This window comes from Ensifer sp. M14, assembly GCF_003355565.1.
GTDB lineage: Bacteria > Pseudomonadota > Alphaproteobacteria > Rhizobiales > Rhizobiaceae > Ensifer.
This window is the reverse complement of the sequence record NZ_QJNR01000004.1, coordinates 3357137-3380560: the sequence shown is the minus strand read 5'-3', so window position 1 is coordinate 3380560 and position 23424 is coordinate 3357137. Positions and strand designations below refer to the sequence as shown.

The window sequence follows — 23424 nt, the reverse complement described above, 5'->3', positions numbered from 1 at the left end:
GCGTTATGCAGCCACTGCGAGAATGGATAATTATATCTCTTTCCGATTGAGTTGGTCGTGTTTTCTTCGTATCTGCGAATATTCTTTTGTGTGGCCGGTTGCCGACAGGATCGTGCGCAAACAAGACGTTTTATTGCTCGACGTTGAGCGACACGAGCCCCGACGGATGGCGGTTGAGGCGTCCGGCGAGGTCAAGCTCTATTAGCGCGAGGTAAACTTCGGCCGCGGGCAATCCGGTGTGGCGGATGACGTCGTCGATATCGACAGGCGTTGGGCCGAGCGCATCCGTAATCGTTGCGCGGTCGCCGTCGGCGAGTGGCGACGGTCGTCTCGACAGGGTCTCCTGCGCCGGTTCGTCTGCCCCTGCAGAAAAAGGTAACGTATGCTGGCTGAGCGGCGCAAGGGCGTCGAGTACATCGTCCGATGTCGTCGTGACGATCGCGCCCTGTTTCAGCAGGTCGTTGGTTCCATGGCAGCGCGGATCGAGCGGCGAGCCGGGGACGGCGAAGACCAGGCGGCCGAAATCGGCGGCATAGCGCGCCGTGATGAGGGAGCCGGAGCGGTTGGCTGCCTCGACGATCGCCACGCCGAGGCTGATGCCGGCGATCAGACGGTTGCGTCTCGGGAAATCGCGCGCGCGCGGCTCCCAGCCGAAGGGCATCTCGCTGACCGCCAGGCCCTGGCCTGCCATGATGTCGTTGAGCAGTCCGATATTCTCAGGCGGATACGGCCGGTCGATACCACCCGCAAGCACGGCGATCGTACCATGCTCCAGGCTTGCCCGATGGGCGGCGGTGTCGATGCCGCGGGCAAGGCCTGACGTGATGACGTAGCCGGCACGACCGGCGTCGCGCGCAATCATGGCTGCAAACTTTGCGCCGCTGACCGAGGCGTTGCGCGAACCGACGATGCCGAGCGACGATCGCGTGGCGGCGTTGAGGTCGCCTTTGACGGCGAGGAGGGGAGGAGCGCCATCGATCTGGCGAAGGGCGAAGGGATAGCTTGGCTCACCGACGCCGACGAAGGTAGCGCCGAGGCGGTTTGCGATCTCAAGCTCCCGCTCCGCTTCCGCTGCAGTGGCGACACGGAACGTCCGAGCACCGGCGCCGCGCCGGGAGAGTTCGGGCAAGGCATCAAGTGCCGCTTCGGCGGTGCCGAAATGGTTGATGAGATCGCGGAATGTTACGGGGCCGACATTGTCGCTGCGGATCAGCCGCAGCCAGGAAATCTTCTGTCGTTCGGTCAGTGCAACTCCGGTTCGCTTTGCACTGACGTTCAACATTATCCCTTGTCTCCGATCCTGCTCTCGGTGCCTGCGATGAGCCGCTGGATGTTGGCGCGATGTTTCACCCAGGTGATCAGGGTCATGACCGCAAACAGCAGAGCGACTTTCTCGTGTCCCGTGGCATAGAGTACAACCGGAATGACTGCGGTTGCAACCAGTGCCGACAGGGAGGAGTAACGGCTGATTTTCGCTATCGCCAGCCAGACCGCCGCAAACACGAGAACCATCCACGGCACGAGGCCGAGCAGCACGCCGATATAGGTTGCAACACCCTTGCCGCCCTTGAAGCCGAGCCAGACCGGGTAGAGGTGACCGAGGAAGGCGGCAAGGCCTGCCGCGATGCCAGCTTCCACGCCCCAAAGCGACGCGATCGCAGCAGCGGCAGTCCCTTTCAGGGCGTCAAGCAGCAGGGTTGCCGCGGCAAGCTTCTTGTTGCCGGTCCGCAGAACGTTGGTGGCGCCGATGTTGCCGGAGCCGATCTTGCGAACGTCTCCAAGGCCGGCCATACGCGTCAGGATCAGCCCGAAGGGGATCGAGCCGAGCAGGTAGCCGAAGGCAAGACTCAGGGCCGTTGAAGGCAGCCCGAGCTGCCAGGAAAAAAGATCCACCGAAACCTCCCGCGCGACCGCTGTCGCTTATGCCGAATGCACAAGCTTGCCGGCAACATAGGTTTGCACAACCCGTCCGGTAAAGCGCGCATTTTCGAACGGCGTATTCTTGGAGCGCGAAACGATCGCTTCCTTGTAGAGAACCCACGGCTCTTCGAGGTCGATGATGGTGATGTCGGCCTTGGCGCCCGGCTTCAACGTGCCGGCATCGAGCCCGAAGATCGTCGCCGGGCGCGTCGACATCGCATCGATGAGCCGCATCAGCGAAACCTGGTCACTGTTGTGCAGGCGCAGTGCTGCAGCAAGCATCGTTTCGAGCCCGATCGCGCCGTTCTCGGCGTCGGAGAACGGCAGGCGCTTGGTGTCGACGTCCTGCGGATCATGTGAGGAAACGATGATGTCGATCGTGCCGTTGGCAAGGGCTTCGGCCATTGCGACGCGATCGTCCTCGCGGCGCAGCGGCGGCGACAGCTTGAAGAATGTCCGGTACTCGCCGATGTCGTTCTCGTTGAGCGTCAGATGATTGATCGAGATGCCGCAGGTGACGTTGGCGCCGCGGTTGCGAGCAGTCAGAACGGCTTCGGCCGATTCGGGAACGGAGATCTTGGCGGCGTGGTAGGCGGCCCTGGTGAGGCCGGCGATCCGCAGGTCACGCTCGAGCGGGATGATTTCCGCCTCGCGCGGCACACCGGCAAGGCCGAGCCAGCTGGCAAGCAGACCTTCGTTCATCACGCCGTTACCGAGATGCTTGTCGCGGGTTTCGAGCGCGATCACTGCGCCGAACTCGCGGGCATAGGTCATCGCGCGGCGCAGCATCAGCGTGTCGTGGATCGCACGGCGTCCGTTGGTAAAGCAGACGGCGCCCGCTTCGCGCAGCAGGCCGAACTCGGTCATCTCCTCGCCGGCAAGACCCTTGGTCATGGCGGCTGCCGGATAGACATTGACGAGCGCCTTGTCGCGCGCCGTCTTCTGCATGAACTCGACCAGCGCGATGTCGTCGATGACAGGATCCGTGTCCGGCATCGAGATGAAGGAGGTGACGCCGCCGACGGCTGCCGCGCGCGAGGCCGATTCGATCGTCTCGCGGTGTTCGGCGCCCGGCTCGCCGACGAAGACCCGCGCGTCTACGAGGCCCGGAACGGCCGTCAGCCCGTCGCAATCCTTGACGAAGGCGCCGTCTGGCGTGCCCTGGTTGAGAGCATCCTTGCCTGCAGCGAGGATGCGTCCATCGTCGCCGACGATGATCGTGCCGGTCTCGTCGAGGTTGCGCGACGGGTCGACGATGCGAAGGTTTCTAAGAACGAGCGGTCTGGTCATACGCGCGGCCCCTGGTTCTGGGAAAGAAGAAGCGTTTCCATCACCGCCATGCGCACGGCGACACCCATTTCGACCTGCTGCTCGATCACGCTCTGCGGCCCGTCTGCGATTTCAGATGCGATCTCAACGCCGCGGTTCATCGGGCCCGGATGCATGACGAGCGCATCGTCCTTGGCCACCTTCAGCTTTTCGGCATCGAGGCCGTAATAGTGGAAGTATTCGCGCACCGAAGGCACGAAGGAGCCGGCCATGCGCTCGCGCTGCAGGCGCAGCATCATCACCACATCCGCATCCTTCAGTCCCTCGGCCATCGAGTGGTAGACCTCGACGCCCATGTCGGCGATGCCCGAAGGCAGCAGGGTCGCCGGTGCGACGACGCGCACCCGCGCGCCCATCTGGTTGAGCAGAAGGATGTTGGAGCGGGCGACGCGTGAATGCAGCACGTCGCCGCAGATCGCCACGATGATGCGCGAGAGCTTGCCCTTGATACGGCGGATCGTCAGCGCGTCGAGCAGCGCCTGGGTCGGGTGCTCGTGCTGGCCGTCGCCAGCATTGACCACCGAGCAGGACACTTTCTGCGCCAGAAGAGCCGCAGCGCCCGCCGACGAGTGGCGCACGACCAGCACGTCGGGGTGCATGGCGTTCAGCGTCATCGCCGTATCGATGAGCGTTTCGCCCTTCTTCACCGAGGAATTGCCGACCGACATGTTCATCACGTCGGCACCAAGCCGCTTTCCGGCGAGCTCGAAGGAGGATTGCGTCCTTGTCGACGCTTCGAAAAAGAGATTGATCTGCGTCAGCCCGCGAAGGGTGGACGTCTTCTTCTCTCTCTGACGGGAGATCTTGACGGCTTCATCGGCACGATCGAGCAGGTAGGTGATATCCTGCTCCGTAAGACCTTTGATGCCGAGCAGGTGGCGATGCGGGAAAGTGGTCATGGGCCGCCCTTGCGCTCTGGAATGTGGCTCGCTCTATAAGACGTGCCCCCTTGCACGGCAAGCGGTGCGCAAGCCCTTCCGCAGAAAACTTGGGTGCGGCATCCTATCTTTCCCTGGCCCCGTTTCGTGGTCGACAAACTTGCGCTAGAACCGGCCCATGAATCAGATGAACCGGACCGAACAGAAACTCGCCGAGCTGAACCAGCCCAAGCCCTGGTCCGGCATCAATGCCTATCGCTCCGATCCGCTGGTCGTGGACATTACCTCGGGCATGACGAAGGCGCTCCGCGACGAGTTCGATACGCTTGGCCGCTACGTGACCTCGCCGGAGGCGCAGGAACTGGCGCGCATGGCGAACGAAGGTGCGCCGAAGCTGAAGACCCACGGACCCCGCGGCGAGCGCCTCGACGTCGTCGAGTTTCATCCGGCATGGCATGCCCTGATGCGTCGCTCCATGACCTCGGGCCTGCACGCATCCGCCTGGGAAAACCTGCCCGACGAGCGCAATCAGTCGCACAAGACGCGCGCGATCCGTTTTTACCTGACGGCTCAGCTGGAATGCGGCCATCTTTGCCCGCTGACAATGACGAGTGCCTCGCTTGCGGCAATCACCGCGTCGCCTGCCGTCCAGAAGGAATGGGCGCCAAAAATCCTGTCGCGCAAATACGATTCGTCGAACAAGCCGTGGATGCAGAAGTCTGCCGTCACCGTCGGCATGGGCATGACGGAAAAGCAGGGCGGCACCGACGTGCGCGCCAATACCTCGACTGCCGAGCGCGTGGGCGAGGGCATCTATCGTCTCAACGGTCACAAGTGGTTCATGTCGGCGCCGATGAGCGACGCCTTCGTGATGCTCGCGCAGACCCGCGACGGCCTCGGCTGCTTCCTCGTGCCGCGGCTGCTTGAAGACGGTGCCGCCAACGGCCTGCGCTTCCAGCGTCTGAAGGACAAGCTCGGCAACCGCTCCAACGCATCGGCCGAAGTCGAGTTTTCCGATACGTTCGGTTTCGTGCTCGGCGCTCCCGATGCCGGCATCCGCACCATTCTCGACATGGTGACGCTGACGCGTCTCGATTGCGCCCTTGCGTCCGCGGGCATCATGCGGGCCTCGCTTGCCGAAGCCGTCCACCACACGCGCGGCCGCAAGGTCTTCGGCAAGCCGCTCGTCAGCCAGCCGATGATGACGCGGGTCCTCGCCGACATGGCGCTCGACGTCGCAGCCGCCAGCGCCCTGTCGTTCCGCCTCGCCGACGCCTTCGACAAGGCCCACGGCAGTGCCGAAGAGGCCGCCTACGCCCGCATCATGACACCGGTCGCAAAGTACTGGTGCTGCAAGATCGCGCCGGCGCTGATCTATGAGGCGATGGAATGCCTCGGCGGCAACGGCTATGTCGAAGAGCGGGCGCTGGCGCGGCATTACCGCGAGGCCCCGGTCAATGCCATCTGGGAAGGCTCCGGCAACGTCATGGCCCTGGATGTCTTGCGGGTGCTGCTCAAGCGCAAGGATCTGTTCGAACAGTTGTTTGCGGTGCTGAGCCGTGATCTCGGGCCTGCCGGCCGCAAGACAATCGACGTGCTGCGCGCGGCGATGTCGCTCTGCGAGCGCGATGAAGGGGCGGCCCGCATGCTGGTCGAACAACTGGCTCTGGCTGCTGCTGCCGCCGAACTCTATCGGCTTGGTGCCGGCCGTATCGCCGATGCCTTCCTCGAATCGCGCCTGGCCGCCGGCTGGCGGTCGACCTACGGCATGCTCGATTCGCGCTTCGATTCCGCCTACATCCTCGATCTGCTCTATCCAGCCGCCACGTAAGCGGCCACGGACAGCACCAGCGGTATCGTGAAGAAGGAGACGACGGTCTGGACCGTCGCCACCGCCGCATAAAGCTCGGCGTCGCCGCCCATCTGCTTGGCAAGCAGATAGCCGTTCATCGCGGTCGGCACGGCCGCGCCGAGCGCAATGACGCACAATGCGTCACCGCGGATGCCGAGCAGGAAGCTGGCGCCCACCATGAACACCGGCATGACGATCAGCTTCAGGAACACCGCGAGTATCGCCGACCCGCTCGGCTTCAGTGCGTCGGACACCCGCAGTCCGGCGCCGACCATCACTAGGCCGAGGCTGAGCGAGGCGCTTGCCAGCATGTCGATGGTGGTCATCAGCGGCCCATAGACCTTGATGCCGGCCAGGTTGAACAGGATCCCGAACACCGATGCGACGATTAACGGATTGGTGACGATCTTGGCAAAGAAACGCCGGAAATCCCGGTTGCCGCCACCGAACCAAACCAGCACGCCGACGTTGTAGAGATTGATCGGGATGATCACGAGCGTCATCACCAGAGCCGTCAGCGTCAGCCCGATCGGCCCATAAAGCTTTTGGGCGATCGCCAATGCCATGAAGCCGTTCCAGCGTGTGGCCGTCTGGAAGACCGATGTGAAGGACGCGCCTGAAACCTCTCTGTTTCGCAACAATGGCCAGAGCAATAGAACGAAGATCGACATCAGGCTGACGCTGCCGATCGTGGCAATCGCCGTCGCGTCCGCCTTCATGCCGGAAAAATCGGCCTGGGCCAGCGTCGAAAACAACAGGGCGGGGAAGAGGATGTAATAGCCAAACTGTTCGAGGCCGAGCCACAGATTCTGATCGACCAGCGTCGTGCGTTTCAGCCACGCGCCGAGCAGCACCAGAAGGAAGATGGGAAGGATGCTTTCAAAGACGATGATCATGGCCGGGCCTGCGCGGGAAGAGGGCTCACCGTTACTGCATAATTTCTCGGACCGGAATCGATTTAAGACGAAATCATGCGGTGGGTTTCAAGTCCTGCAGCGCTTTGTGGGAGCCATTTGTGGGAGCCATCTCGACTGCAGCCGGACAGGGGCCTGTGAAAATTAACCTTAACAAATGGTTTACGTTGCGCGAGCGTCGCCGAGCGTGGACAGTGGCTGGGTAACGCAAAGAAATCCGGAATGGAGCGGTTCGGTGAGAACTGGTCTTTTGATCATCATGATGATGTTTTTCGCCGGACTGGCGCTCGATATCGTGGTCCCCGCGACGGTTCTGCTTGCCTTGGTGCTTGCAGACCGCGCGCTCTATCCACTGCTGTATCGGCGCCTATCGGAAAGGGGGGCCGCATGAAGTGGTTTCTGATCCTGTGGGCATGCCCCGTCATGCTTTTGGCCGGCTGGTACGGCCTTTCCTATTACGACATGAGCTTCGGCTTCTTCATGCTGACGCGCCAGACCCATGACCTGGTCTTCCAGATCTATGGCAACGTGCTTGGCATTCCCCCCGAAAGCATTCCGCCGCTCGTTGCGCGCGCCATGATCGTCGACAGCTTCATCGTTCTCGGCATCATTGCCTACCGCAAGCGCCGCGAGCTTGGAGCCTGGTACCGCCGCCGCTTCGGTGCCGCTCAGTCGGCCGAGGCGCCGTCCCTGGCAAGCGACGCCAGCCTGTCCAGCGCGCCCTGAAGAATGAAGGATGCGGCGGCCGAATCGATGCGCTCGGCCCGCTTCTTGCGCGACACATCCATTTCGATCAGCACCCTTTCAGCCGCGACGGTGGAAAGTCGTTCATCCCAATAGATGAAGGGCAGGGGCGTCTTCTCGACCATGTTGCGCACGAAAGCGCGGGTCGCCTGACAGCGGGGTCCTTCACTGCCGTCCATGTTGACCGGCAGGCCGATGACGAAAGCCGCGACCCTTTCCTTCTCCGCGACGGCGAGAAGCGTCACCGCATCGATGCCGAACTTGACCCGCTTGATCACCTCGCGCGGCGTCGCGATCCGACGCCCGAGATCCGACATGGAAATGCCGATCGTCTTGGTGCCGAGATCGAGGCCGGCGATGGCCTGGTTGGGCTGAAGCTGGCTCGCGAGCTCTTCGATGGTCAGAATTGTCATTTGATTTGCCGATTCGATCTTTGCAGGTGTTCGTCTCGTTCCATATAGCTGGTCCAAAGCACAAATCATCCGGGAGAATGTCATGAAGATCAAATGGCTCGGCCATTCCGCCTTTCACATCGAAACGGCAACGTCGAAGATCCTGATCGATCCCTTCTTTACCGGCAATCCCGCGTTCCTCGACAGTGAGCGCAAGGACGTGACGGCAGGGCTTACCCACATTCTCCTGACCCACGGTCATGGCGATCATGTCGGTGATACCGTCGCGATTGCCAAGGAAACCGGCGCCGTGGTTGTTGCTAATTTCGATCTGTGCATGTGGCTCGGCCGCCAGGGCGTCTCGGTGATGGAGCCCGGCAATACCGGCGGCACAATCCATCTTGCCGGTTTTTCGGCGACGTTCGTCAACGCGCTGCATTCATCGGCACAGATTACCGAAGACGGCGTTTCGCATTCGCTCGGCAATGCCAACGGTCTCGTCCTGCATTTTGAGGACGAACCGACGCTCTATCATATGGGCGATACCGACATCTTCTCGGATATGGCGCTGATCGAGGAGTTGCACCAGCCAGAGATCGGCCTTGTGCCGATCGGCGACCGCTTCACCATGGGCGGTGCCGTCGCAGCACTCGCCTGCCAGCGCTATTTCAAGTTTTCAACCGCCATTCCCTGCCACTACGGATCCTTCCCGATCATCGACCAGACGCCGGAAAATTTCGTCGTCGGCATGGACAGCGCCTCGACCAAAGTCGCGACACCGGCCGTTGGCGGCGTTGTGACCGTCTAAGGGCAAAGTCGGTCAGCAATCGCGGCAGGCGGGCGATCGGGCGATTCCCCCGTTGCGCGCCTCGCCGCGCACCATTATAGCGGGGGAAAGTTCCAGAGACCGGAGACGACCATGTCCGTAGACCTTGCCACCGTGAAGCGCGTCGCGCGCCTCGCCCGCATCGCCGTCAGTGAAGATGAAGCCACGCGGATGGTGGGCGAAATCAACGGCATCCTTGGTTTCGTCGAGCAGCTCTCGGAAGTGAATGTCGATGGCGTCGAACCCATGACGTCGGTGACGCCGATGGAGATGAAGAAGCGTCTGGACGTCGTGTCCGACGGCAGCAAGGCCGACGATATCGTCGCCAACGCTCCCAATACCGATCGCAACTTCTTCCTCGTCCCGAAGGTCGTCGAATAATCCGACCGCTGCCGCCCCGACGTACCCGATTTGCGAAAGCCCGATTTCACCATGACCGAACTCACCAGCCTGACGATCGCCGAAGCCCGCACCAAGCTTGCCGGCAAGGAAATTACCGCCGTTGAACTGACCGACGCTTATATCGCAGCGATCGATAGCGCCAACGAAGCGATCAATGCCTATATTGCCGTCACGCCCGACAAGGCGCGCGAAATGGCCAAGGCTTCGGATGTGCGCATCGCCGCCGGCAAGGCCGGCGCGCTCGAAGGCATTCCGCTGGGCATCAAGGATCTCTTCGGCACCGAAGGCGTGCACACCCAGGCCTGCAGCCATATTCTTGATGGTTTCGCTCCGCGCTACGAATCGACCGTGACCCAGAACCTCTGGAACGACGGTGCCGTGATGCTCGGCAAGCTCAACATGGACGAGTTCGCCATGGGCTCCTCCAACGAGACCTCCTACTACGGCGCCGTGAAGAACCCCTGGCGCGCCAAGGGCTCCAACCTCGATCTGGTTCCGGGTGGTTCATCGGGCGGTTCGGCCGCGGCCGTGGCTGCGCATCTGTGCGCTGGTGCGACGGCAACCGACACCGGTGGCTCCATCCGTCAGCCGGCGGCCTTTACCGGCACCGTTGGCATCAAACCGACCTACGGCCGCTGCTCGCGCTGGGGCGTCGTCGCCTTCGCCTCGTCGCTCGACCAGGCCGGCCCGATTGCCCGTGACGTGCGCGATGCCGCGATCCTTCTGAAGTCGATGGCAAGTGTCGACGCCAAGGACACGACCTCGGTCGATCTGCCGGTGCCGAACTACGAAGCCTCGATCGGCCAGTCGATTAAGGGCATGAAGATCGGCATTCCCCGCGAGTACCGCGTCGGGGGTATGCCGGAAGAGATCGAGGCGCTCTGGCAGCAGGGTATCGCCTGGCTCAAGGACGCCGGTGCCGAGATCGTGGACATCACGCTTCCGCACACCAAATATGCGCTGCCGGCCTATTACATCGTCGCTCCTGCCGAAGCGTCCTCGAACCTTGCCCGCTACGATGGCGTTCGCTACGGCCTGCGCGTCGACGGCAAGGACATCGTCGACATGTACGAAAAGACCCGTGCCGCCGGCTTCGGCCAGGAGGTCAAGCGCCGCATCATGATCGGCACCTACGTGCTTTCCGCCGGCTATTACGACGCCTACTACCTGCGCGCCCAGAAGGTGCGCACGCTGATCAAGCGTGACTTCGAACTGGCCTTCCACGCTGGTGTCGATGCGATCCTGACGCCTGCCACTCCGTCTTCTGCCTTCGGTATCGCCGACGAGGATCTGGCATCCGATCCGGTGAAGATGTACCTCAACGACATCTTCACGGTGACGGTTAACATGGCCGGCCTGCCGGGCATCGCCGTTCCCGGCGGCGTCGACCACAAGGGTCTGCCGCTTGGTCTGCAATTGATCGGCAAGCCGTTCGAGGAAGAGACCCTGTTCAAGACCGCCCATGTCATCGAACAGGCGGCCGGTCGTTTCACACCCACCAAGTGGTGGTAAAGTGTTGAAGGCGTAGCACGGTTAAGCCTGCTACGCCCCAATCGCCGGGACTGGCCTGTCAGCCAGCGGCGTGGTTTAGTGGCGCCGAGAGGGGAGCCGCGCCATGCCTTTGATCCGCCATGCTCGTCACGATGAGGTCGGTACTCTCACAGCCATCGGCCTTCGCGCCTGGGAAGGGGCGACAAGCGGACTTGTCGATGTCGCTTCGATGAGGCGTCTGGCGGAAAACGCCTTTGCCGACTTTCTCACCAATAACTGGCTCTCTGTATCGTTGATCGAGGTCGATGGCAGGCCACGTGGCTGGGCTGCTCGTGAGAACTTCGACGAGAATATCTCCGACCTTTGGATCGATCCGGATGTCCAGGCGCAGGGCTTCGGCGGTCGTTTGCTCGCTGACATCGAGCTTCGTATTTCGAACGACGGCTTCGAGACGGCGAAAACCAAGACGCACGCCCAGAATGCTGCGGCCATCGGCTTCTTCCGTAAACACGGCTACGGGGTCAGTTGGCTGTCGACCGCCTATGCCCCAAAGCTCGACCGTGATGTCGAGTTCATCGGGTTGAGCAAGCCGCTCGCAGAAGCGGATACTGAGCTCTACGGTCGCTGACCGGATGAGCATGACGTTTTCGTGAGGTGTGGCTCCCCGGCCGAATATTCACCTCGCATTCATTCGACCCATGAAATATTAGGGGTATTGAAATTACGTGGCGGCGCAGGGGACGTTCGTTGCAGATATTCGAGAATACGATCCAGCAATCGGTGTTTTTCAGATCGTCCATTCGCCCGCTATGGATAGGCGGTCTCTGCCTGACGGTCTTTGCCGCCTGCCTGCTCGGTATTTTCAGCCGACCTTTCGGCATGCTCGCATCGGTCTGGCCTGCCAATGCAATCCTGCTCGGTCTGTTTGTGCGGCATCCGTCTCTAAGCACGCCCGCGGCGTGGGTTTGTGCAGCGCTGGCTTATGTCCTGGCGGACCTGCTGACAGGCTCGAGCCTTGGCGCTGCAGTCGCCCTCAATGGTGCCAACCTCATCGGCGTCGGTGTTGGCTACGCCCTTTTCATGCGCCTTTCCACCGAGCACCGTCATCTGCGCCGGCCCCTTGCCGTGCTTTACATGTTTTCGATCTCGGCTTTCGCCGGCGGCAGCGCGTCGATTGCCGGCTCGCTCGCGGTCGCGCACTATTTCGGTGAGCCGATCACACGTGCCTTCGTCGCGTGGCTGACGACCGAGCTGGTCAACTACGTCGTGATCCTGCCGGTTTTTCTGGCAATGCCGGCGTTTGCCGAAAGAGAACGGGTCGTGTCGGTGGCGACGACTGCGTCTGCGGCGAGCGTCAATCCCTGGCCGATCGTATCCCTGGTGGTGTCCTGCGTAGCGGCGCTGCTGATCGGCGGGCCGGGGGCGATTGCCTTTCCGGTGCCGTCGTTGCTTTGGTGCGCCTTGACCTACCGTCTGTTTGCCGTGGCCGTGCTGATGGCGATCGTCTGTATGCTGGCTCAGGTCGCCGTAGCCTCGGGCATTCTGCACCTTGGGGTCGACCGTCTCGCCGAGGCGACACTGATATCCACGCGTCTTGGCATCACGCTTCTGGCGCTCGGGCCCCTGACCGTGGCAAGCATCGATGCCGCGCGCCGAACCCTGATCGCCCGGCTTTCCCATGCGGTGGACTATGATTTCCTGACGCAATGCCTTGCCCGTGCGGCCTTTATGGTCCGTGCTTCGGCATTGATCGAGGCCGATAACCGTAAGACACCGATCTTCGCCCTGATGCTGGATATCGACCGCTTTAAGGTCATCAACGATACCCACGGTCACGCGGCAGGCGATCGCGTGTTGCAGGCCGTGGCCGTGACAATCCGGATGACGTTGCGCCCCGACGATCTTCTTGGCAGGCTCGGTGGCGAAGAGTTCGCGATCCTTCTCGTCCGGCAGACGCCAGCGAATGCGGCCCGTGTCGCCGAGCGGGTCCTGGCGGCCATCCGTGCGCTCGATGTCGCGCTTGACAATGGCGAGAAGCTGTCGGTGACTGCCAGCATCGGCATTGCCGAACTGCTGCCGGCGAGCGCTGGTCTGGAGGGGCTGCTGTCCCAGGCGGACAAGGCCCTCTACGCCGCCAAGGCGGAGGGGCGAGACCGTATCCATGTATTTGCCGATGGTACGCCTGAAGTCGGCGCCATGGTCGGTCGGCACGGAGCCGCGCGTCAAATCTGACGCGCAAGGACGCTGTGCCGGACCTAGCTCGATTTGGTCAAGGTGTCATACACCAAGGTGCAGTTGGAGATGCCAGGCGATCATGCCTGGCATCTCCAGTGGTTTCCCGGGTTACCGATTGTTGAGTTCGGACCGGACCAGGCGCAGTCCCTGCTCGGTGATGCGATAGGGTTTTCCGGCCGATGACGAAATCGCCTTCTTCCGCTTCAGCTTGCGGAAGAGTTCGAGGCTGAAGCCCGGATAGACCCATCCGTCGCGCGTGAAGCATCGGATATCGATGATCGTCTTTTCGTCGCGGGTGATTTCGATACGGCCGCCCTGGGCCAAATGATGGAGAATGCGCTGTTCAGCGCGTGAGATATCCATTTCTGAATGTTCCGGAATAGCGTTCGTAAGAACGCAAAAAAACGGTCCGCAAATCTTAGGAAAAGCGGGGTTACGTTTCCGGCCCGTGCGCGCAGTCTCTTAGAAGAAAGCGGGCAAGGGCCCTTACCGGGACTCAGACGATGTGAACATCAAAACTCCATTCGAACGGAAGCTTCCTAGAAGAGACCGGCGAAAGCGTCAAGATATCCGCTCGCAAGGATTGCGCAGGCGACCGCCACAATCCCCTGGAACAGGACGATCAGCATCAGATGTGTTCGAAACGGTTCCTTGCGTGTCTTGTGCCTGAAGACCTGGCGGCCGGTCATCGCACCGATGCTGCCACCGAAAAAGGCCGTTTCCAGCAACGTCCGCTCGCGGATGCGGCGCCAGCCCGATCGCGCCGCGTGCTTGTCGTACCAGAACTGACAGAAGCTCGCGACGTTGATCGCGACAAGGAAACACAGAAGGCTGGTAGCGGCGAAGGGCATATCCGCCTTTTGCCACAGCAGTCGCTAAGCGGCTGTTAAACGGCGTGCCATGTCATCGCGAGGCAGCTGATCGCGCCTAACAACTTGCACCATTGCGGCAATTGCTCTACCGAGAAACCAAGAATTCAGGCTTCAAAGAAGAGCATGATATGAGCATTGTCGACGTCCGCACTCCCGATTCCAAACGCTTCATCCCTGGCGCCACCGGCGACTGGGAGGTCATCATCGGCATGGAGGTCCATGCCCAGGTGCTTTCCAATTCGAAGCTGTTCTCGGGTGCCTCGACCGAGTTCGGCAAGCCGGCGAACGCCAACGTGTCGCTGGTCGACGCGGCCATGCCCGGCATGTTGCCCGTCATCAACGAGGAATGCGTCAAGCAGGCGGTTCGCACCGGTCTCGGCCTCAAGGCCGTGATCAACAACCGTTCGATCTTCGACCGCAAGAACTACTTCTACCCCGACCTGCCGCAGGGCTATCAGATCTCGCAGTTCAAGGATCCGATCGTCGGCGAAGGCCAGATCGTCATTTCCGTCGGGCCGGATCGCCAGGGCCAGTTCGAGGATGTCGAGATTGGCATCGAGCGCCTGCACCTCGAGCAGGATGCCGGCAAGTCGATGCACGACCAGCACCCGTCGATGTCCTATGTCGACCTCAACCGCTCCGGCGTGGCGCTGATGGAGATCGTCTCCAAGCCTGACATGCGCTCGTCCGACGAAGCCAAGGCCTACATGACCAAGCTGCGCTCGATCGTGCGTTACCTCGGCACCTGCGACGGCAACATGGACGAAGGCTCGATGCGCGCCGACGTCAACGTCTCGGTCCGCCGCCCGGGCGAAGGTTTTGGCACGCGCTGCGAAATCAAGAACGTCAACTCTATCCGTTTCATCGGTCAGGCGATCGAATACGAAGCGCGTCGCCAGATCGGCATTCTGGAAGACGGCGGTTCCATCGATCAGGAGACCCGCCTCTTCGACCCGAACAAGGGCGAGACGCGCTCCATGCGCTCCAAGGAAGATGCGCACGACTATCGCTACTTCCCGGATCCGGATCTGCTGCCGCTCGAATTCGACCAGGCCTTTGTCGATGCGCTGAAAGCCGACCTGCCGGAACTGCCCGACGACAAGAAGGAACGCTTCGTCAGCGCCATGGGCCTGTCGATCTATGACGCCTCGGTGCTCGTGTCCGAAAAGTCGATCGCTGACTATTTCGAAGCCGTGGCCGAAGGTCGTGACGGAAAGATCGCCGCAAACTGGGTGATCAACGACCTGCTCGGCGCCTTGAACAAAGCCGGCAAAGCCATTGAAGAGACTCCGGTTTCGCCCGCCCAGCTCGGCGGCATTATCGACCTCATCAAGGCCGAGACGATCTCCGGCAAGATCGCCAAGGATCTCTTCGAAATCGTCTGGAACGAGGGTGGAAATCCCGCCGAGATCGTCGAAGCACGCGGCATGAAGCAGGTGACGGATACCGGCGCCATCGAGAAGGCAGTCGATGAGATCATTGCCGCCAACCCGGATCAGGTCGCCAAGGTGCAGGCGAAGCCTTCGCTGGCCGGCTGGTTCGTCGGCCAGGTGATGAAGTCGACCGGTGGCAAGGCCAACCCGCAGGCCGTCCAGGCCTTGGTCAAGGCCAAGCTCGGCATCGAGGAATAAGCCATGTACTTCGTCCGCACGGCGAGCGAGCGCGATCTGGAAAAGGTTCGCGCGCTGCTCGTCGAGACGTGGCACGCGACCTACGACACCTTCTATGGCGTCGAGAAGGTCAATGAGCTCACAGGGCGCTGGCATTCGCTGCCGGCGCTGAAGGCTCGGCTGGAGCGCAAGAACGCGGAGTTCCTCGTGGCCGACGACGGTCGCGACATCGGCGGCATGGGGTATGCGTCCATGTCCGATACGTTGAAGAAAACCGTGATGCTCCACCAGCTTTACGTCCTGCCGAAACTCCAGGGGCAGGGCATCGGTCGCGACATTTTCGCCGAACTCGAGACCTGCTTCCCGGATGCCGAACGCATGCGGGTCGAAGTCGAACCACAGAACCTTCACGCCCTCGCATTCTACCGGGCTCACGGCTTTTCCGAAGTCGGCCAGACCAGCAATTGCGGCGACGACCAATCGGGGCTTGCCGCCCTCATCCTCGAAAAACCGTTGGTCTGACGCAGTCGTTCTCTGAGGTCAGCGGCCGTCGCTTTCCTCTGTGGAAAATGGCTCGGCTCAGGGGGGCGTCGCGAAACCGTAGCCTTCTGATAATTGGTGCTCGGCACTGATCGTCACGTCCGGAGGAAACATGCACGCGATGACAGACCTGGATATCCGCAAGGCTGAGCGGGCTGATTTGCCCGCGATCATCGCGCTCTTTGCCGCCGACGACGTTGGCGCGCATGATGATACGGTGGAGCCGGAGGCTTTCGGCGACTATCTCGCGGCGTTCGTGCGCATCGAGGCGTCGCCGCTGCAAACTCTTTATGTCGCTTGCCGCGGCCAAGGCGTGGTTGGCACCTTCCAGACGACATTGTTGACCTCGCTCCCTGGCCGCGGGCGGCCAAGACTGCTGATCGAGGCCGTGCAAACCCGCACCGATATGCGCGGCCGCGGCATTGGCGAGCGGATGATGCGCCACGCAATCGAGCGCGCACGCGAGGAGGGGGCTGTAAAGGTCCAGCTCTCCTCGAATGCGGCACGCAGCGACGCGCATCGCTTCTACGAGCGTCTCGGTTTTGTGCGCAGCCATTTCGGTTTCCACATGCCGCTGAAATGACCGGGTTTGCCTCGGAATCACTGGACAAGGCTGGAGTGGCGGGGCATAAGCGGGGACATAGTTTTGGTATCCGGCCGCCTTCCCAACGGTCGGTTGAGGACGGCATCCATGAAGCTCCTGCTGCAGATTTTCACCTGGTGGAACGAACAGACGATCGGAACGCGGTTTCACACCTGGCGTAACGGTCAACGTGTCGGCGAAGACGAACTCGGCAACGTCTATTATCAGGGCGGCAAGGACTCCGAAGGCCGCACGCGCCGTTGGGTGATCTACAGCGGTTATGCTGATGCTTCGGCGATTCCTTCCGGCTGGCACGGCTGGATGCATCACCGCACCAATGTTTCGCCGGCGGACGAAAAATACGTCGCTCGCGAGTGGCAGAAGCCGCACCGCCCGAATCCGACCGGCACGGCCAACGCCTACCGGCCGCAGGGTTCGATCGCCGGCACCGGTGCACGTCCGCGTGTGACAGGCGACTACGACGCCTGGACTCCGGGTTCCTGAGACACTTGTCGTCGGACAAGGCGCGCCGCTCCGCGAAATGGTCCAGTGACCACGGGGCGGCCACATTTCATGTTTAGCGCCTGATATCCATCAACGGTGAATGCAAGGCGCGCGGGAGACAGGCGGGAATGGCGGGTTCTTATCTGCGGAAGACAATCGGTCAGATGTCGAGCCGGATCTGTGTTGCTGCGCTTGTCGCGCTGCCGATGCTTTCCTCGACCGGCACCGCCGAGGCCGCGCGGATCAACAACGCCGTCGCCGTGTTTTCCGGGATCGACAAGATTACCGGCCGTATCACCACCTTCGACGTCTATATCGGCGAGACCGTCCAGTTCGGCGCCCTGCAGGTGACACCGCGCGTCTGCTACAACAGGGACGATACCGAAGCGCAGAAGATCACGACCTTCGTCGAGGTCGACGAGATCACGCTCGACCGCAAGATCAGGCGGATCTTTACCGGCTGGATGTTCGCCGACAGCCCCGGCCTCAATGCCGTTGAGCACCCGGTCTATGACGTCTGGCTGCAATCGTGCAAGGCGACGTCGGACCTGCCACCGCCAGATACGGCTTCCAAGAAATAGTCTTGTCTGCCGGACGCCGTTGAACGCGGCTGCGAGATCTCCTCACATTGTCTATGCCCACCCGTCCTTCCGTGCGCCGGCAAAGCCGCGGCCGTCGACAGCCCGTGGCGGCACAGCTTGGCGGGCGTCCGTGCCGGCGGCGCAATGTCCACCCATCCGCAGTATCTTGGGCCTGCCGCGGGACGACGTCCGCGAAGAAAGATGTCAAAACAAAGCGATGGAGCGTTTGCACGACTCTTTTTGTGAACGGATGACGCTCTGGCAGGCATATCGCTGCCATGCGCTTGGAAGGGGCTGAGACGGGGTAGAGAGGGGCGTACGCACCAGGGGCTCAGCTGGGCGATGAACTCAAAACGATAGATCGGGCGCGTTCATCGCATTGGCGAGCATGATCTCGTATTCGGCCTTCGGCACGTCGATGGCGCCGAAGGATTTCAGGTGTTCAGTGGTGAACTGCGTGTCGAGCAGCTCAAAGCCTCTTGATCGCAGGCGCTCCACCAGATGCACGAGACAGATCTTGGACGCGTTCGTGCGCCGGGAAAACATGCTCTCACCGAAGAATGCCGAACCGAGGGAGACGCCGTAGAGGCCGCCGACCAGCACATCGCCCTCCCAGGCTTCGACGCTGTGTGCGTATCCCATGGAGTGAAGCGTGGCGTAGAGGGCGCGGATCTTGTTGTTGATCCAGGTCGTCGGCCGATCGGGTGCCGGCGCGGCACACCCTTCCATGACGGCCTCGAAGGCGGTGTTGAAGCGGATGTCGAACTGGCTCTTGCGGATTGTCTTTGCGAGGCTGCGCGAGACGTGAAAGTCATCCAGAGGAATGACGCCGCGGATTTCCGGCTCGACCCAGAAAAGCTCCGGATCGTCTGCCGAATCGGCCATCGGAAACAGGCCTATCGAATAGGCGCGCAGCAGCATGTCCGGTGTTACGTCGGGTTGCTTGCTGCGCGTCCCTTTCAATGCACAGTCCTATTCGGACGTCGTGGCCAGATGATGCTCCAGCCAATGGATGTCGTAATCGCCGTTCGCGATGTCCTGATTGTTGATCAGGTCCTGGAACAGCGGCAGCGTCGTCTTGATGCCGTCGATGACAAACTCATCCAGCACGCGACGAAGGCGCATCATGCATTCGACGCGCGTGCGGCCATGAACGATCAGCTTGCCGATCAGGCTGTCGTAGTAGGGCGGGATCCGGTAGCCCTGATAGGCACCCGAATCGACGCGAACGCCGAGACCGCCCGGTGCGTGGAAATGCGTGATCGTGCCCGGCGAGGGGACGAAGGTCCGGGGGTCCTCGGCATTGATCCGGCACTCGATCGCGTGGCCGGAAAACACGATGTCTTCCTGCTTGACCGAAAGCCCGCCACCCGACGCAACGCGGATCTGCTCATGCACAAGGTCGATGCCGGTGATTGCCTCGGTGATCGGATGCTCCACCTGCAGACGGGTGTTCATTTCGATGAAATAGAACTCGCCATTCTCGTAGAGGAACTCGATCGTGCCTGCGCCGCGATACTTCAACTTCCGCATGGCATCGGCGCAAACTTCGCCGATCTTCATACGCTGTTCGACGTTGAGGGCAGGGGAATTCGCTTCTTCCCAGACCTTCTGGTGACGACGCTGCAAGGAGCAGTCGCGCTCGCCGAGATGGATCGCATTGCCTTCGCCGTCGCCGACGATCTGGATTTCGATGTGGCGCGGCTTGCCGAGATATTTCTCCATGTAAACCGCGTCATTGCCGAAGGCGGCAAGCGCCTCGGAACGCGCTGTTGACACGGCTTCTTCGAGTTCGGCCTCGGTCTTTGCGACCTTCATGCCGCGGCCGCCGCCGCCGGCGGTCGCCTTGATCAGAACCGGAAAGCCGATCTTGCGTGCGACTTCGATCGCATTTTCCGGCTTCACTTCGCCATCGGAGCCCGGAACCACGGGGATGCCAAGTTCCTGCGCCGTCTTCTTGGCGGTGATCTTGTCGCCCATGATGCGGATATGTTCCGCCGTCGGACCGATGAAGGTGATGTCGTGCGCTTCGAGGATTTCGGCGAACTTGGCATTTTCCGACAGGAAGCCGTAGCCCGGGTGCACGGCGTCAGCGCCGGTGATTTCGCAGGCCGCGACGATCTGGTGAATGTTCAGATAGCTATCGCGCGACGGCGGAGGACCGATGCAGACGCTTTCGTCGGCGAGACGCACGTGCATGGCGTCGCTGTCGGCCGTGGAATGGACGGCCACCGTCGCGATGCCGAGCTCCTTACAGGCGCGCAGCACGCGAAGGGCGATTTCGCCGCGATTGGCAATGAGAATTTTCGAGATCATCGCAGCGCCGCCTTATTCGATTACGATCAGCGGCTCGCCATATTCGACGGGGGCTGCGTCCTGGACGAAGATTTCGGTCACCTTGCCCGAACGCGGGGCAGGGATCTGGTTCATGGTCTTCATCGCTTCGATGATCAGGACCGTCTGGCCTTCCTTGACCACGGTGCCGACCTCGATGAACGGGCGGGCGCCCGGAGCCGGTGCCAGATAAGCCGTGCCGACCATTGGCGCCGTTACGGCGTTCTTGGAGGTGCGGCTGGTCTCGGCCGGAGCGACAGCGGCGGCCGGCTGCGCAGCGTGGACCGCCGGCTGGGCCTGGTAGGTCGGCATCGACATGGCGACCGGGGTGCCGGCGCGCGATACGCGGATGCGGAGGTCTTCCTGTTCCACTTCGATCTCGGTGAGATCCGTGTCGTTCAGGATATTGGCGAGATCGCGGATCAGCGCCTGGTCGATACCGGGTTTCTTGTCAGCCATGGGATATGAGCCTCGTGTTCTTTTTATTTCGACGTTTCTGTCAGGTTCTTTAGCGCATGCAGCGCCAGAATGTAACTCTGCGCGCCGAAACCGCAGATGACGCCTTTGACCGCCGGAGCAATCATCGACTTGTGGCGGAATTCTTCACGCGCGTGGATGTTGGAAAGATGCAGTTCGACCACCGGGATGCCGATCGCGCGGATGGCATCGTGCAGCGCGATCGACGTATGGCCGTAGGCCGCGGGATTGATCGCGACACCAGCAGCCTTTTCGCCCGCTTCGTGCAGCCAGTCGACCAGCGTGCCTTCATGGTTGGATTGTCGAAAATCGACCTCCAACCCTAATGCCTTGCCTTCCGTGGTGCACATCGCCTCGATGTCGGCGAGTGTCTGGCCGCCATAGATCCCCGGTTCGCGCTTGCCGAGCGCATTCAGGTTGGGGCCGTTCAGCACGAAAATTTTGGTGGGCATGCGGGATTCCGGTCCAGTGATAGAGGGTTACCTATAGACTGATGGTCCCGCGAGGAAAAGCCCTTTGGGTCCTCGCGGGATTTGTCCACAGTTGGGACAGGCCGTGCAATGCACGTGGTCAGCAGGCCGTCTTGCCGCAGCTGCGCATGTTGGCCACCTTGGTGCCGATTTCCTCGGCACCGACGGCGCCAAACACCGCTTCGTTGCCGATCACGTAGGAGGGCGTGCCGGTGATGCCGAGGTCGTTGGCAAGGGTGTAGGCCTCGCGCACCGCCGCGTCATGCGGCTCCTTCTCCATCTTGGCACGCAGCTGCTTTTCGGTGACGCCGAGCTTGCCGGCAACGGCAATCGCCGTTTCCTCGGTTGCGCGGTCTTCGCCACCGAGCAAGGCCCGATGGAACTCGCCAAACTTTTCGGGCGCGACCAGCCGGAATGCGGCGCTGACCTTATGGGCGGCCAGCGAATCTGGGCCAAGGATCGGCAGTTCCTTCAGCACGAAGCGGACGTTCTTGTCCTTGGCGAGGATGTCTTCCATGTCCGTCAGCGCGCGTTTGCAGTAGCCGCAGTTGTAGTCGTAGAACTCGACGACCGTGACGTCGCCATCAGGGTTGCCAAGCACCATGTCGTACTTGGAGTTGAAGATTGCCTTCTTGTTTTCGGAGATCGCGCCTTCGGCCGCTTCCTGCTGCTTTGCGCGCTGCTTGGTAGCGAGCGCCTCCTGGACCTCAAGCATGATCTCCGGATTGGCGAGCAGGTATTCCTTGATGAAGGCGCCAAACTCGTCCTTCTGTTTCTGGTCGAGCGCAAGCGCGTTTTGCGGCAAGCTGACCCCTGCCATGAACGCGGCGAGCGCCCCGGCGGCAATCATTTTCGTGCTGAAATTCATTTTTACCTCGTTGTCTCTACCTGCCCTGTCTGTCGTCCATGTCTCGATACGGCGTCAATGCGCGCTTGTAAAAGACAACAGGAATCTCCAATACCGCAACACGCGGGCAGCATAGGGTGGGGCCCGGTGAAACGAAACGGCAAAATCGGCGGAAATACGGCGCTCGCGGACTTGTGAAGCTTTTGACGATCGGGCAAACGGGCCGAATGGAGTATCAGCGCAGGTTGATACACGCCGCTTGTTGAGGATATTGCCTTGGTAGAACTGTCGAACCGCAGCGCCGTCGAACCCTTTCACGCCATGGACGTGCTGGCGGAGGCGACGCGCCGCCGCGACGCCGGGCACCCGGTGATTTCGATGGCCGTCGGCCAACCGGCGCACCCTGCGCCAAAGGCGACCCTGGATGCGGCGCGCAAGGCGCTAGAGCATGGCCGACTTGGCTACACCGATGCGCTCGGCACCTTGTCTCTCAGAGCCGCGATCGCACGGCATTATCAGAGGCGTCACGGTCTCGCGCTCGACCCGCAACGCATCGCGGTGACGACGGGCTCGTCGGCCGGGTTCAATCTTGCCTTTCTCGCGCTTTTTGATCCCGGCGATTGCGTGGCGATCGCGCGGCCCGGCTACCCTGCCTACCGCAACATTCTCGCAGCACTTGGCCTGACGGTCGTGGAGGTGGAAGCCAATGCCGAGAGCGGCTTTACGCTGACGCCGGAAAATCTGGCGCGTGCTGCCGCTAAGATCGGGCGACCGTTGAAGGGCGTGCTGCTGGCAAGCCCGGCCAATCCGACCGGAACGGTGACGGGCAGGGCGGGGCTGAAGGCGCTCGCCGACTATTGCCGCATCGAGAACATCGCCTTCATCTCCGATGAAATTTATCACGGGCTGACATTTGCCGGCGAGGAGGCGAGCGCTCTGGAGGTGACCGACGACGTCGTCGTCATCAATTCCTTCTCCAAATACTACTGCATGACCGGATGGCGTATCGGGTGGATGGTGCTGCCGGAGAAGCAGGTCCGCGGCTTCGAGCGCATCGCCCAGAGCCTTTACATCTCGCCGCCGGAACTGTCGCAGATCGCGGCCGAGGCAGCGCTTGGTGCCCAGACGGAGCTCGACGGTTACAAGGCGGCTTACGCGGCCAACCGCGAAATGCTGTTGAAGCGCCTGCCGGAGATCGGCTTTTCCATTGCGTCGCCGATGGATGGCGCTTTCTATGCCTATGCGGATGTCTCTCGTTTCACCAATGACAGCATGGCGTTTGCCCGCCGGATGTTGGCGGAAATCAACGTGGCGGCGACGCCGGGTTTCGATTTCGATCCGCTTGAAGGGCATCGTACGATGCGGTTTTCCTATGCCGGGTCGATGGCCGACATGAACGAAGCGATGGACCGGATTGCCCGCTGGATTGCTTGATCTTCAATTGTTTCAGCAGCTTGCGGCCGTTGCCGGATTCATGTCGAGAGGCCCTTGAATCAAACTCTTAGCTGAGCAGGCGCTTACGATTTCGTCGAAACGGAAACGAAAAAGCCCGGACCAAGGTCCGGGCTCAGACTGCTGACAAACCCCTGGCGAGAGCTGGGGGTTTGTGATTCACTGGGATAT

27 protein-coding genes are annotated in these 23424 nt (G+C 61.6%); 14 read left to right on the top strand and 13 right to left on the bottom strand.

Features of this window, described 5'->3' with window-relative positions; all coding sequences use genetic code 11:
- Positions 1–130: 130 nt before the first annotated feature.
- Genes dprA through BLJAPNOD_RS16460 form a run of 4 tightly spaced genes read right to left on the bottom strand, consistent with a single transcriptional unit; the run spans position 131 to position 4148 of the window.
- Positions 131–1282, bottom strand: coding sequence for a DNA-processing protein DprA (gene dprA, locus BLJAPNOD_RS16475; protein WP_115420514.1), 1152 nt, complete (start codon positions 1280–1282; stop codon positions 131–133).
- The gene (plsY, locus tag BLJAPNOD_RS16470; protein ID WP_115420513.1) at positions 1282–1893 is read right to left on the bottom strand and encodes a glycerol-3-phosphate 1-O-acyltransferase PlsY; all 612 of its coding nucleotides are present in this window, start codon (positions 1891–1893) and stop codon (positions 1282–1284) included. The genes dprA and plsY overlap by 1 nt, the downstream gene beginning before the upstream one ends.
- Before the next feature lie 27 nt (positions 1894–1920).
- On the bottom strand, positions 1921–3210 hold the full coding sequence (locus BLJAPNOD_RS16465) for a dihydroorotase (protein WP_115420512.1): 1290 nt from the start codon (positions 3208–3210) through the stop codon (positions 1921–1923).
- Entirely contained in the window at positions 3207–4148 is a 942-nt protein-coding gene (locus BLJAPNOD_RS16460; protein WP_115420511.1) for an aspartate carbamoyltransferase catalytic subunit, read from the bottom strand. Before BLJAPNOD_RS16460 ends, BLJAPNOD_RS16465 begins: the two co-directional genes overlap by 4 nt.
- Positions 4149–4305: 157 nt before the next feature.
- On the opposite strand from BLJAPNOD_RS16460, the gene BLJAPNOD_RS16455 reads away from it, so the two are divergent.
- Positions 4306–5958, top strand: coding sequence for an acyl-CoA dehydrogenase family protein (locus BLJAPNOD_RS16455; RefSeq protein ID WP_115420510.1), 1653 nt, complete (start codon positions 4306–4308; stop codon positions 5956–5958).
- On the opposite strand, the gene BLJAPNOD_RS16450 is transcribed toward BLJAPNOD_RS16455, so the two are convergent.
- Entirely contained in the window at positions 5940–6875 is a 936-nt protein-coding gene (locus tag BLJAPNOD_RS16450; RefSeq protein ID WP_077498459.1) for an AEC family transporter, read from the bottom strand. The genes BLJAPNOD_RS16455 and BLJAPNOD_RS16450 overlap by 19 nt on opposite strands.
- A 253-nt stretch (positions 6876–7128) precedes the next feature.
- On the opposite strand from BLJAPNOD_RS16450, the gene BLJAPNOD_RS35400 reads away from it, so the two are divergent.
- Together BLJAPNOD_RS35400 and BLJAPNOD_RS16445 are read left to right on the top strand one after the other, a co-directional pair.
- Positions 7129–7284, top strand: a complete 156-nt coding sequence (locus tag BLJAPNOD_RS35400; RefSeq protein ID WP_158556133.1) for a hypothetical protein — start codon at positions 7129–7131, stop codon at positions 7282–7284.
- The gene (locus BLJAPNOD_RS16445) at positions 7281–7619 is read left to right on the top strand and encodes a DUF6105 family protein (protein ID WP_115420509.1); all 339 of its coding nucleotides are present in this window, start codon (positions 7281–7283) and stop codon (positions 7617–7619) included. Before BLJAPNOD_RS35400 ends, BLJAPNOD_RS16445 begins: the two co-directional genes overlap by 4 nt.
- Here the strand turns inward: BLJAPNOD_RS16445 and ruvX are convergent.
- A complete protein-coding gene (gene ruvX, locus BLJAPNOD_RS16440) occupies positions 7562–8050 on the bottom strand; it encodes a Holliday junction resolvase RuvX (protein ID WP_115420508.1) in 489 nt (162 codons plus the stop codon). The genes BLJAPNOD_RS16445 and ruvX overlap by 58 nt on opposite strands.
- A gap of 82 nt (positions 8051–8132) precedes the next feature.
- On the opposite strand from ruvX, the gene BLJAPNOD_RS16435 reads away from it, so the two are divergent.
- From BLJAPNOD_RS16435 to BLJAPNOD_RS16415, 5 genes are all read left to right on the top strand, one after another.
- Positions 8133–8837 (top strand): metal-dependent hydrolase, encoded by a 705-nt coding sequence (locus BLJAPNOD_RS16435; RefSeq protein ID WP_077498456.1) that lies wholly within the window; start codon positions 8133–8135, stop codon positions 8835–8837.
- A 111-nt stretch (positions 8838–8948) separates the two neighbouring features.
- Positions 8949–9236, top strand: coding sequence for an Asp-tRNA(Asn)/Glu-tRNA(Gln) amidotransferase subunit GatC (gene gatC / locus BLJAPNOD_RS16430; protein ID WP_053247080.1), 288 nt, complete (start codon positions 8949–8951; stop codon positions 9234–9236).
- Between the two features lie 51 nt (positions 9237–9287).
- On the top strand, positions 9288–10769 hold the full coding sequence (gene gatA, locus BLJAPNOD_RS16425) for an Asp-tRNA(Asn)/Glu-tRNA(Gln) amidotransferase subunit GatA (protein ID WP_115420507.1): 1482 nt from the start codon (positions 9288–9290) through the stop codon (positions 10767–10769).
- A gap of 103 nt (positions 10770–10872) precedes the next feature.
- On the top strand, positions 10873–11376 hold the full coding sequence (locus BLJAPNOD_RS16420) for a GNAT family N-acetyltransferase (protein ID WP_115420506.1): 504 nt from the start codon (positions 10873–10875) through the stop codon (positions 11374–11376).
- Positions 11377–11495: 119 nt separating this feature from the next.
- Positions 11496–12980: a GGDEF domain-containing protein gene (locus BLJAPNOD_RS16415; protein ID WP_115420505.1), complete on the top strand. Its 1485-nt coding sequence runs from the start codon at positions 11496–11498 to the stop codon at positions 12978–12980.
- A 111-nt stretch (positions 12981–13091) separates the two neighbouring features.
- Here the strand turns inward: BLJAPNOD_RS16415 and BLJAPNOD_RS16410 are convergent, their stop codons facing one another.
- Both BLJAPNOD_RS16410 and BLJAPNOD_RS16405 read right to left on the bottom strand, forming a co-directional pair.
- Positions 13092–13346, bottom strand: a complete 255-nt coding sequence (locus BLJAPNOD_RS16410) for a YjhX family toxin (protein ID WP_077498452.1) — start codon at positions 13344–13346, stop codon at positions 13092–13094.
- A gap of 176 nt (positions 13347–13522) precedes the next feature.
- The gene (locus BLJAPNOD_RS16405) at positions 13523–13834 is read right to left on the bottom strand and encodes a DUF1294 domain-containing protein (RefSeq protein WP_115420504.1); all 312 of its coding nucleotides are present in this window, start codon (positions 13832–13834) and stop codon (positions 13523–13525) included.
- 149 nt (positions 13835–13983) lie between these two features.
- On the opposite strand from BLJAPNOD_RS16405, the gene gatB reads away from it, so the two are divergent.
- The 5 genes from gatB (at position 13984) to BLJAPNOD_RS16380 (ending at position 17673) form a co-directional block, all read left to right on the top strand.
- Positions 13984–15486 (top strand): Asp-tRNA(Asn)/Glu-tRNA(Gln) amidotransferase subunit GatB, encoded by a 1503-nt coding sequence (gene gatB / locus BLJAPNOD_RS16400; RefSeq protein ID WP_077498450.1) that lies wholly within the window; start codon positions 13984–13986, stop codon positions 15484–15486.
- A gap of 3 nt (positions 15487–15489) precedes the next feature.
- Positions 15490–15987 carry a GNAT family N-acetyltransferase gene (locus BLJAPNOD_RS16395; RefSeq protein WP_115420503.1) on the top strand — a complete coding sequence of 166 codons (498 nt, stop codon included), beginning with the start codon at positions 15490–15492 and terminating at the stop codon, positions 15985–15987.
- A gap of 130 nt (positions 15988–16117) precedes the next feature.
- A complete protein-coding gene (locus BLJAPNOD_RS16390; protein WP_199565950.1) occupies positions 16118–16588 on the top strand; it encodes a GNAT family N-acetyltransferase in 471 nt (156 codons plus the stop codon).
- Between the two features lie 108 nt (positions 16589–16696).
- Positions 16697–17092: an NADH:ubiquinone oxidoreductase subunit NDUFA12 gene (locus BLJAPNOD_RS16385; RefSeq protein WP_115420502.1), complete on the top strand. Its 396-nt coding sequence runs from the start codon at positions 16697–16699 to the stop codon at positions 17090–17092.
- A gap of 128 nt (positions 17093–17220) precedes the next feature.
- Entirely contained in the window at positions 17221–17673 is a 453-nt protein-coding gene (locus tag BLJAPNOD_RS16380; protein WP_077498446.1) for a DUF2155 domain-containing protein, read from the top strand.
- Positions 17674–18021: 348 nt separating this feature from the next.
- On the opposite strand, the gene aat is transcribed toward BLJAPNOD_RS16380, so the two are convergent.
- The 5 genes from aat to BLJAPNOD_RS16355 form a co-directional block, all read right to left on the bottom strand.
- Positions 18022–18636 (bottom strand): leucyl/phenylalanyl-tRNA--protein transferase, encoded by a 615-nt coding sequence (gene aat, locus BLJAPNOD_RS16375; protein ID WP_115420501.1) that lies wholly within the window; start codon positions 18634–18636, stop codon positions 18022–18024.
- A 9-nt stretch (positions 18637–18645) separates the two neighbouring features.
- Positions 18646–19989 carry an acetyl-CoA carboxylase biotin carboxylase subunit gene (accC, locus tag BLJAPNOD_RS16370; RefSeq protein WP_077498444.1) on the bottom strand — a complete coding sequence of 448 codons (1344 nt, stop codon included), beginning with the start codon at positions 19987–19989 and terminating at the stop codon, positions 18646–18648.
- A 12-nt stretch (positions 19990–20001) separates the two neighbouring features.
- Complete coding sequence (gene accB / locus BLJAPNOD_RS16365) at positions 20002–20466, bottom strand: acetyl-CoA carboxylase biotin carboxyl carrier protein (RefSeq protein WP_115420500.1); 465 nt, start codon at positions 20464–20466, stop codon at positions 20002–20004.
- Between the two features lie 23 nt (positions 20467–20489).
- The gene (gene aroQ, locus BLJAPNOD_RS16360) at positions 20490–20936 is read right to left on the bottom strand and encodes a type II 3-dehydroquinate dehydratase (RefSeq protein WP_053247093.1); all 447 of its coding nucleotides are present in this window, start codon (positions 20934–20936) and stop codon (positions 20490–20492) included.
- Positions 20937–21054: 118 nt separating this feature from the next.
- Positions 21055–21822: a DsbA family protein gene (locus BLJAPNOD_RS16355; RefSeq protein ID WP_077498442.1), complete on the bottom strand. Its 768-nt coding sequence runs from the start codon at positions 21820–21822 to the stop codon at positions 21055–21057.
- Positions 21823–22077: 255 nt separating this feature from the next.
- Between BLJAPNOD_RS16355 and BLJAPNOD_RS16345 the strand changes: the two genes are divergently transcribed.
- Complete coding sequence (locus BLJAPNOD_RS16345; protein WP_115420499.1) at positions 22078–23235, top strand: pyridoxal phosphate-dependent aminotransferase; 1158 nt, start codon at positions 22078–22080, stop codon at positions 23233–23235.
- Positions 23236–23424 lie beyond the last annotated feature (189 nt).

Bases quoted from the DNA above. Each gene is read 5' to 3' on its own strand.
- aroQ (WP_053247093.1), bottom strand. From the start codon at position 20,936: ATGCCCACCAAAATTTTCGTGCTGAACGGCCCCAACCTGAATGCGCTC.
- gatC (WP_053247080.1), top strand. From the start codon at position 8,949: ATGTCCGTAGACCTTGCCACCGTGAAGCGCGTCGCGCGCCTCGCCCGC.
- BLJAPNOD_RS16455 (WP_115420510.1), top strand. From the start codon at position 4,306: ATGAATCAGATGAACCGGACCGAACAGAAACTCGCCGAGCTGAACCAG.
- dprA (WP_115420514.1), bottom strand. From the start codon at position 1,282: ATGTTGAACGTCAGTGCAAAGCGAACCGGAGTTGCACTGACCGAACGA.
- BLJAPNOD_RS16435 (WP_077498456.1), top strand. From the start codon at position 8,133: ATGAAGATCAAATGGCTCGGCCATTCCGCCTTTCACATCGAAACGGCA.
- BLJAPNOD_RS16390 (WP_199565950.1), top strand. From the start codon at position 16,118: ATGCACGCGATGACAGACCTGGATATCCGCAAGGCTGAGCGGGCTGAT.
- BLJAPNOD_RS16405 (WP_115420504.1), bottom strand. From the start codon at position 13,834: ATGCCCTTCGCCGCTACCAGCCTTCTGTGTTTCCTTGTCGCGATCAAC.
- accC (WP_077498444.1), bottom strand. From the start codon at position 19,989: ATGATCTCGAAAATTCTCATTGCCAATCGCGGCGAAATCGCCCTTCGC.
- BLJAPNOD_RS16465 (WP_115420512.1), bottom strand. From the start codon at position 3,210: ATGACCAGACCGCTCGTTCTTAGAAACCTTCGCATCGTCGACCCGTCG.
- BLJAPNOD_RS16410 (WP_077498452.1), bottom strand. From the start codon at position 13,346: ATGGATATCTCACGCGCTGAACAGCGCATTCTCCATCATTTGGCCCAG.
- gatA (WP_115420507.1), top strand. From the start codon at position 9,288: ATGACCGAACTCACCAGCCTGACGATCGCCGAAGCCCGCACCAAGCTT.
- BLJAPNOD_RS16445 (WP_115420509.1), top strand. From the start codon at position 7,281: ATGAAGTGGTTTCTGATCCTGTGGGCATGCCCCGTCATGCTTTTGGCC.
- BLJAPNOD_RS16460 (WP_115420511.1), bottom strand. From the start codon at position 4,148: ATGACCACTTTCCCGCATCGCCACCTGCTCGGCATCAAAGGTCTTACG.
- accB (WP_115420500.1), bottom strand. From the start codon at position 20,466: ATGGCTGACAAGAAACCCGGTATCGACCAGGCGCTGATCCGCGATCTC.
- BLJAPNOD_RS16395 (WP_115420503.1), top strand. From the start codon at position 15,490: ATGTACTTCGTCCGCACGGCGAGCGAGCGCGATCTGGAAAAGGTTCGC.
- BLJAPNOD_RS16420 (WP_115420506.1), top strand. From the start codon at position 10,873: ATGCCTTTGATCCGCCATGCTCGTCACGATGAGGTCGGTACTCTCACA.
- gatB (WP_077498450.1), top strand. From the start codon at position 13,984: ATGAGCATTGTCGACGTCCGCACTCCCGATTCCAAACGCTTCATCCCT.
- BLJAPNOD_RS16380 (WP_077498446.1), top strand. From the start codon at position 17,221: ATGGCGGGTTCTTATCTGCGGAAGACAATCGGTCAGATGTCGAGCCGG.
- BLJAPNOD_RS16450 (WP_077498459.1), bottom strand. From the start codon at position 6,875: ATGATCATCGTCTTTGAAAGCATCCTTCCCATCTTCCTTCTGGTGCTG.
- BLJAPNOD_RS16355 (WP_077498442.1), bottom strand. From the start codon at position 21,822: ATGAATTTCAGCACGAAAATGATTGCCGCCGGGGCGCTCGCCGCGTTC.
- ruvX (WP_115420508.1), bottom strand. From the start codon at position 8,050: ATGACAATTCTGACCATCGAAGAGCTCGCGAGCCAGCTTCAGCCCAAC.
- BLJAPNOD_RS16385 (WP_115420502.1), top strand. From the start codon at position 16,697: ATGAAGCTCCTGCTGCAGATTTTCACCTGGTGGAACGAACAGACGATC.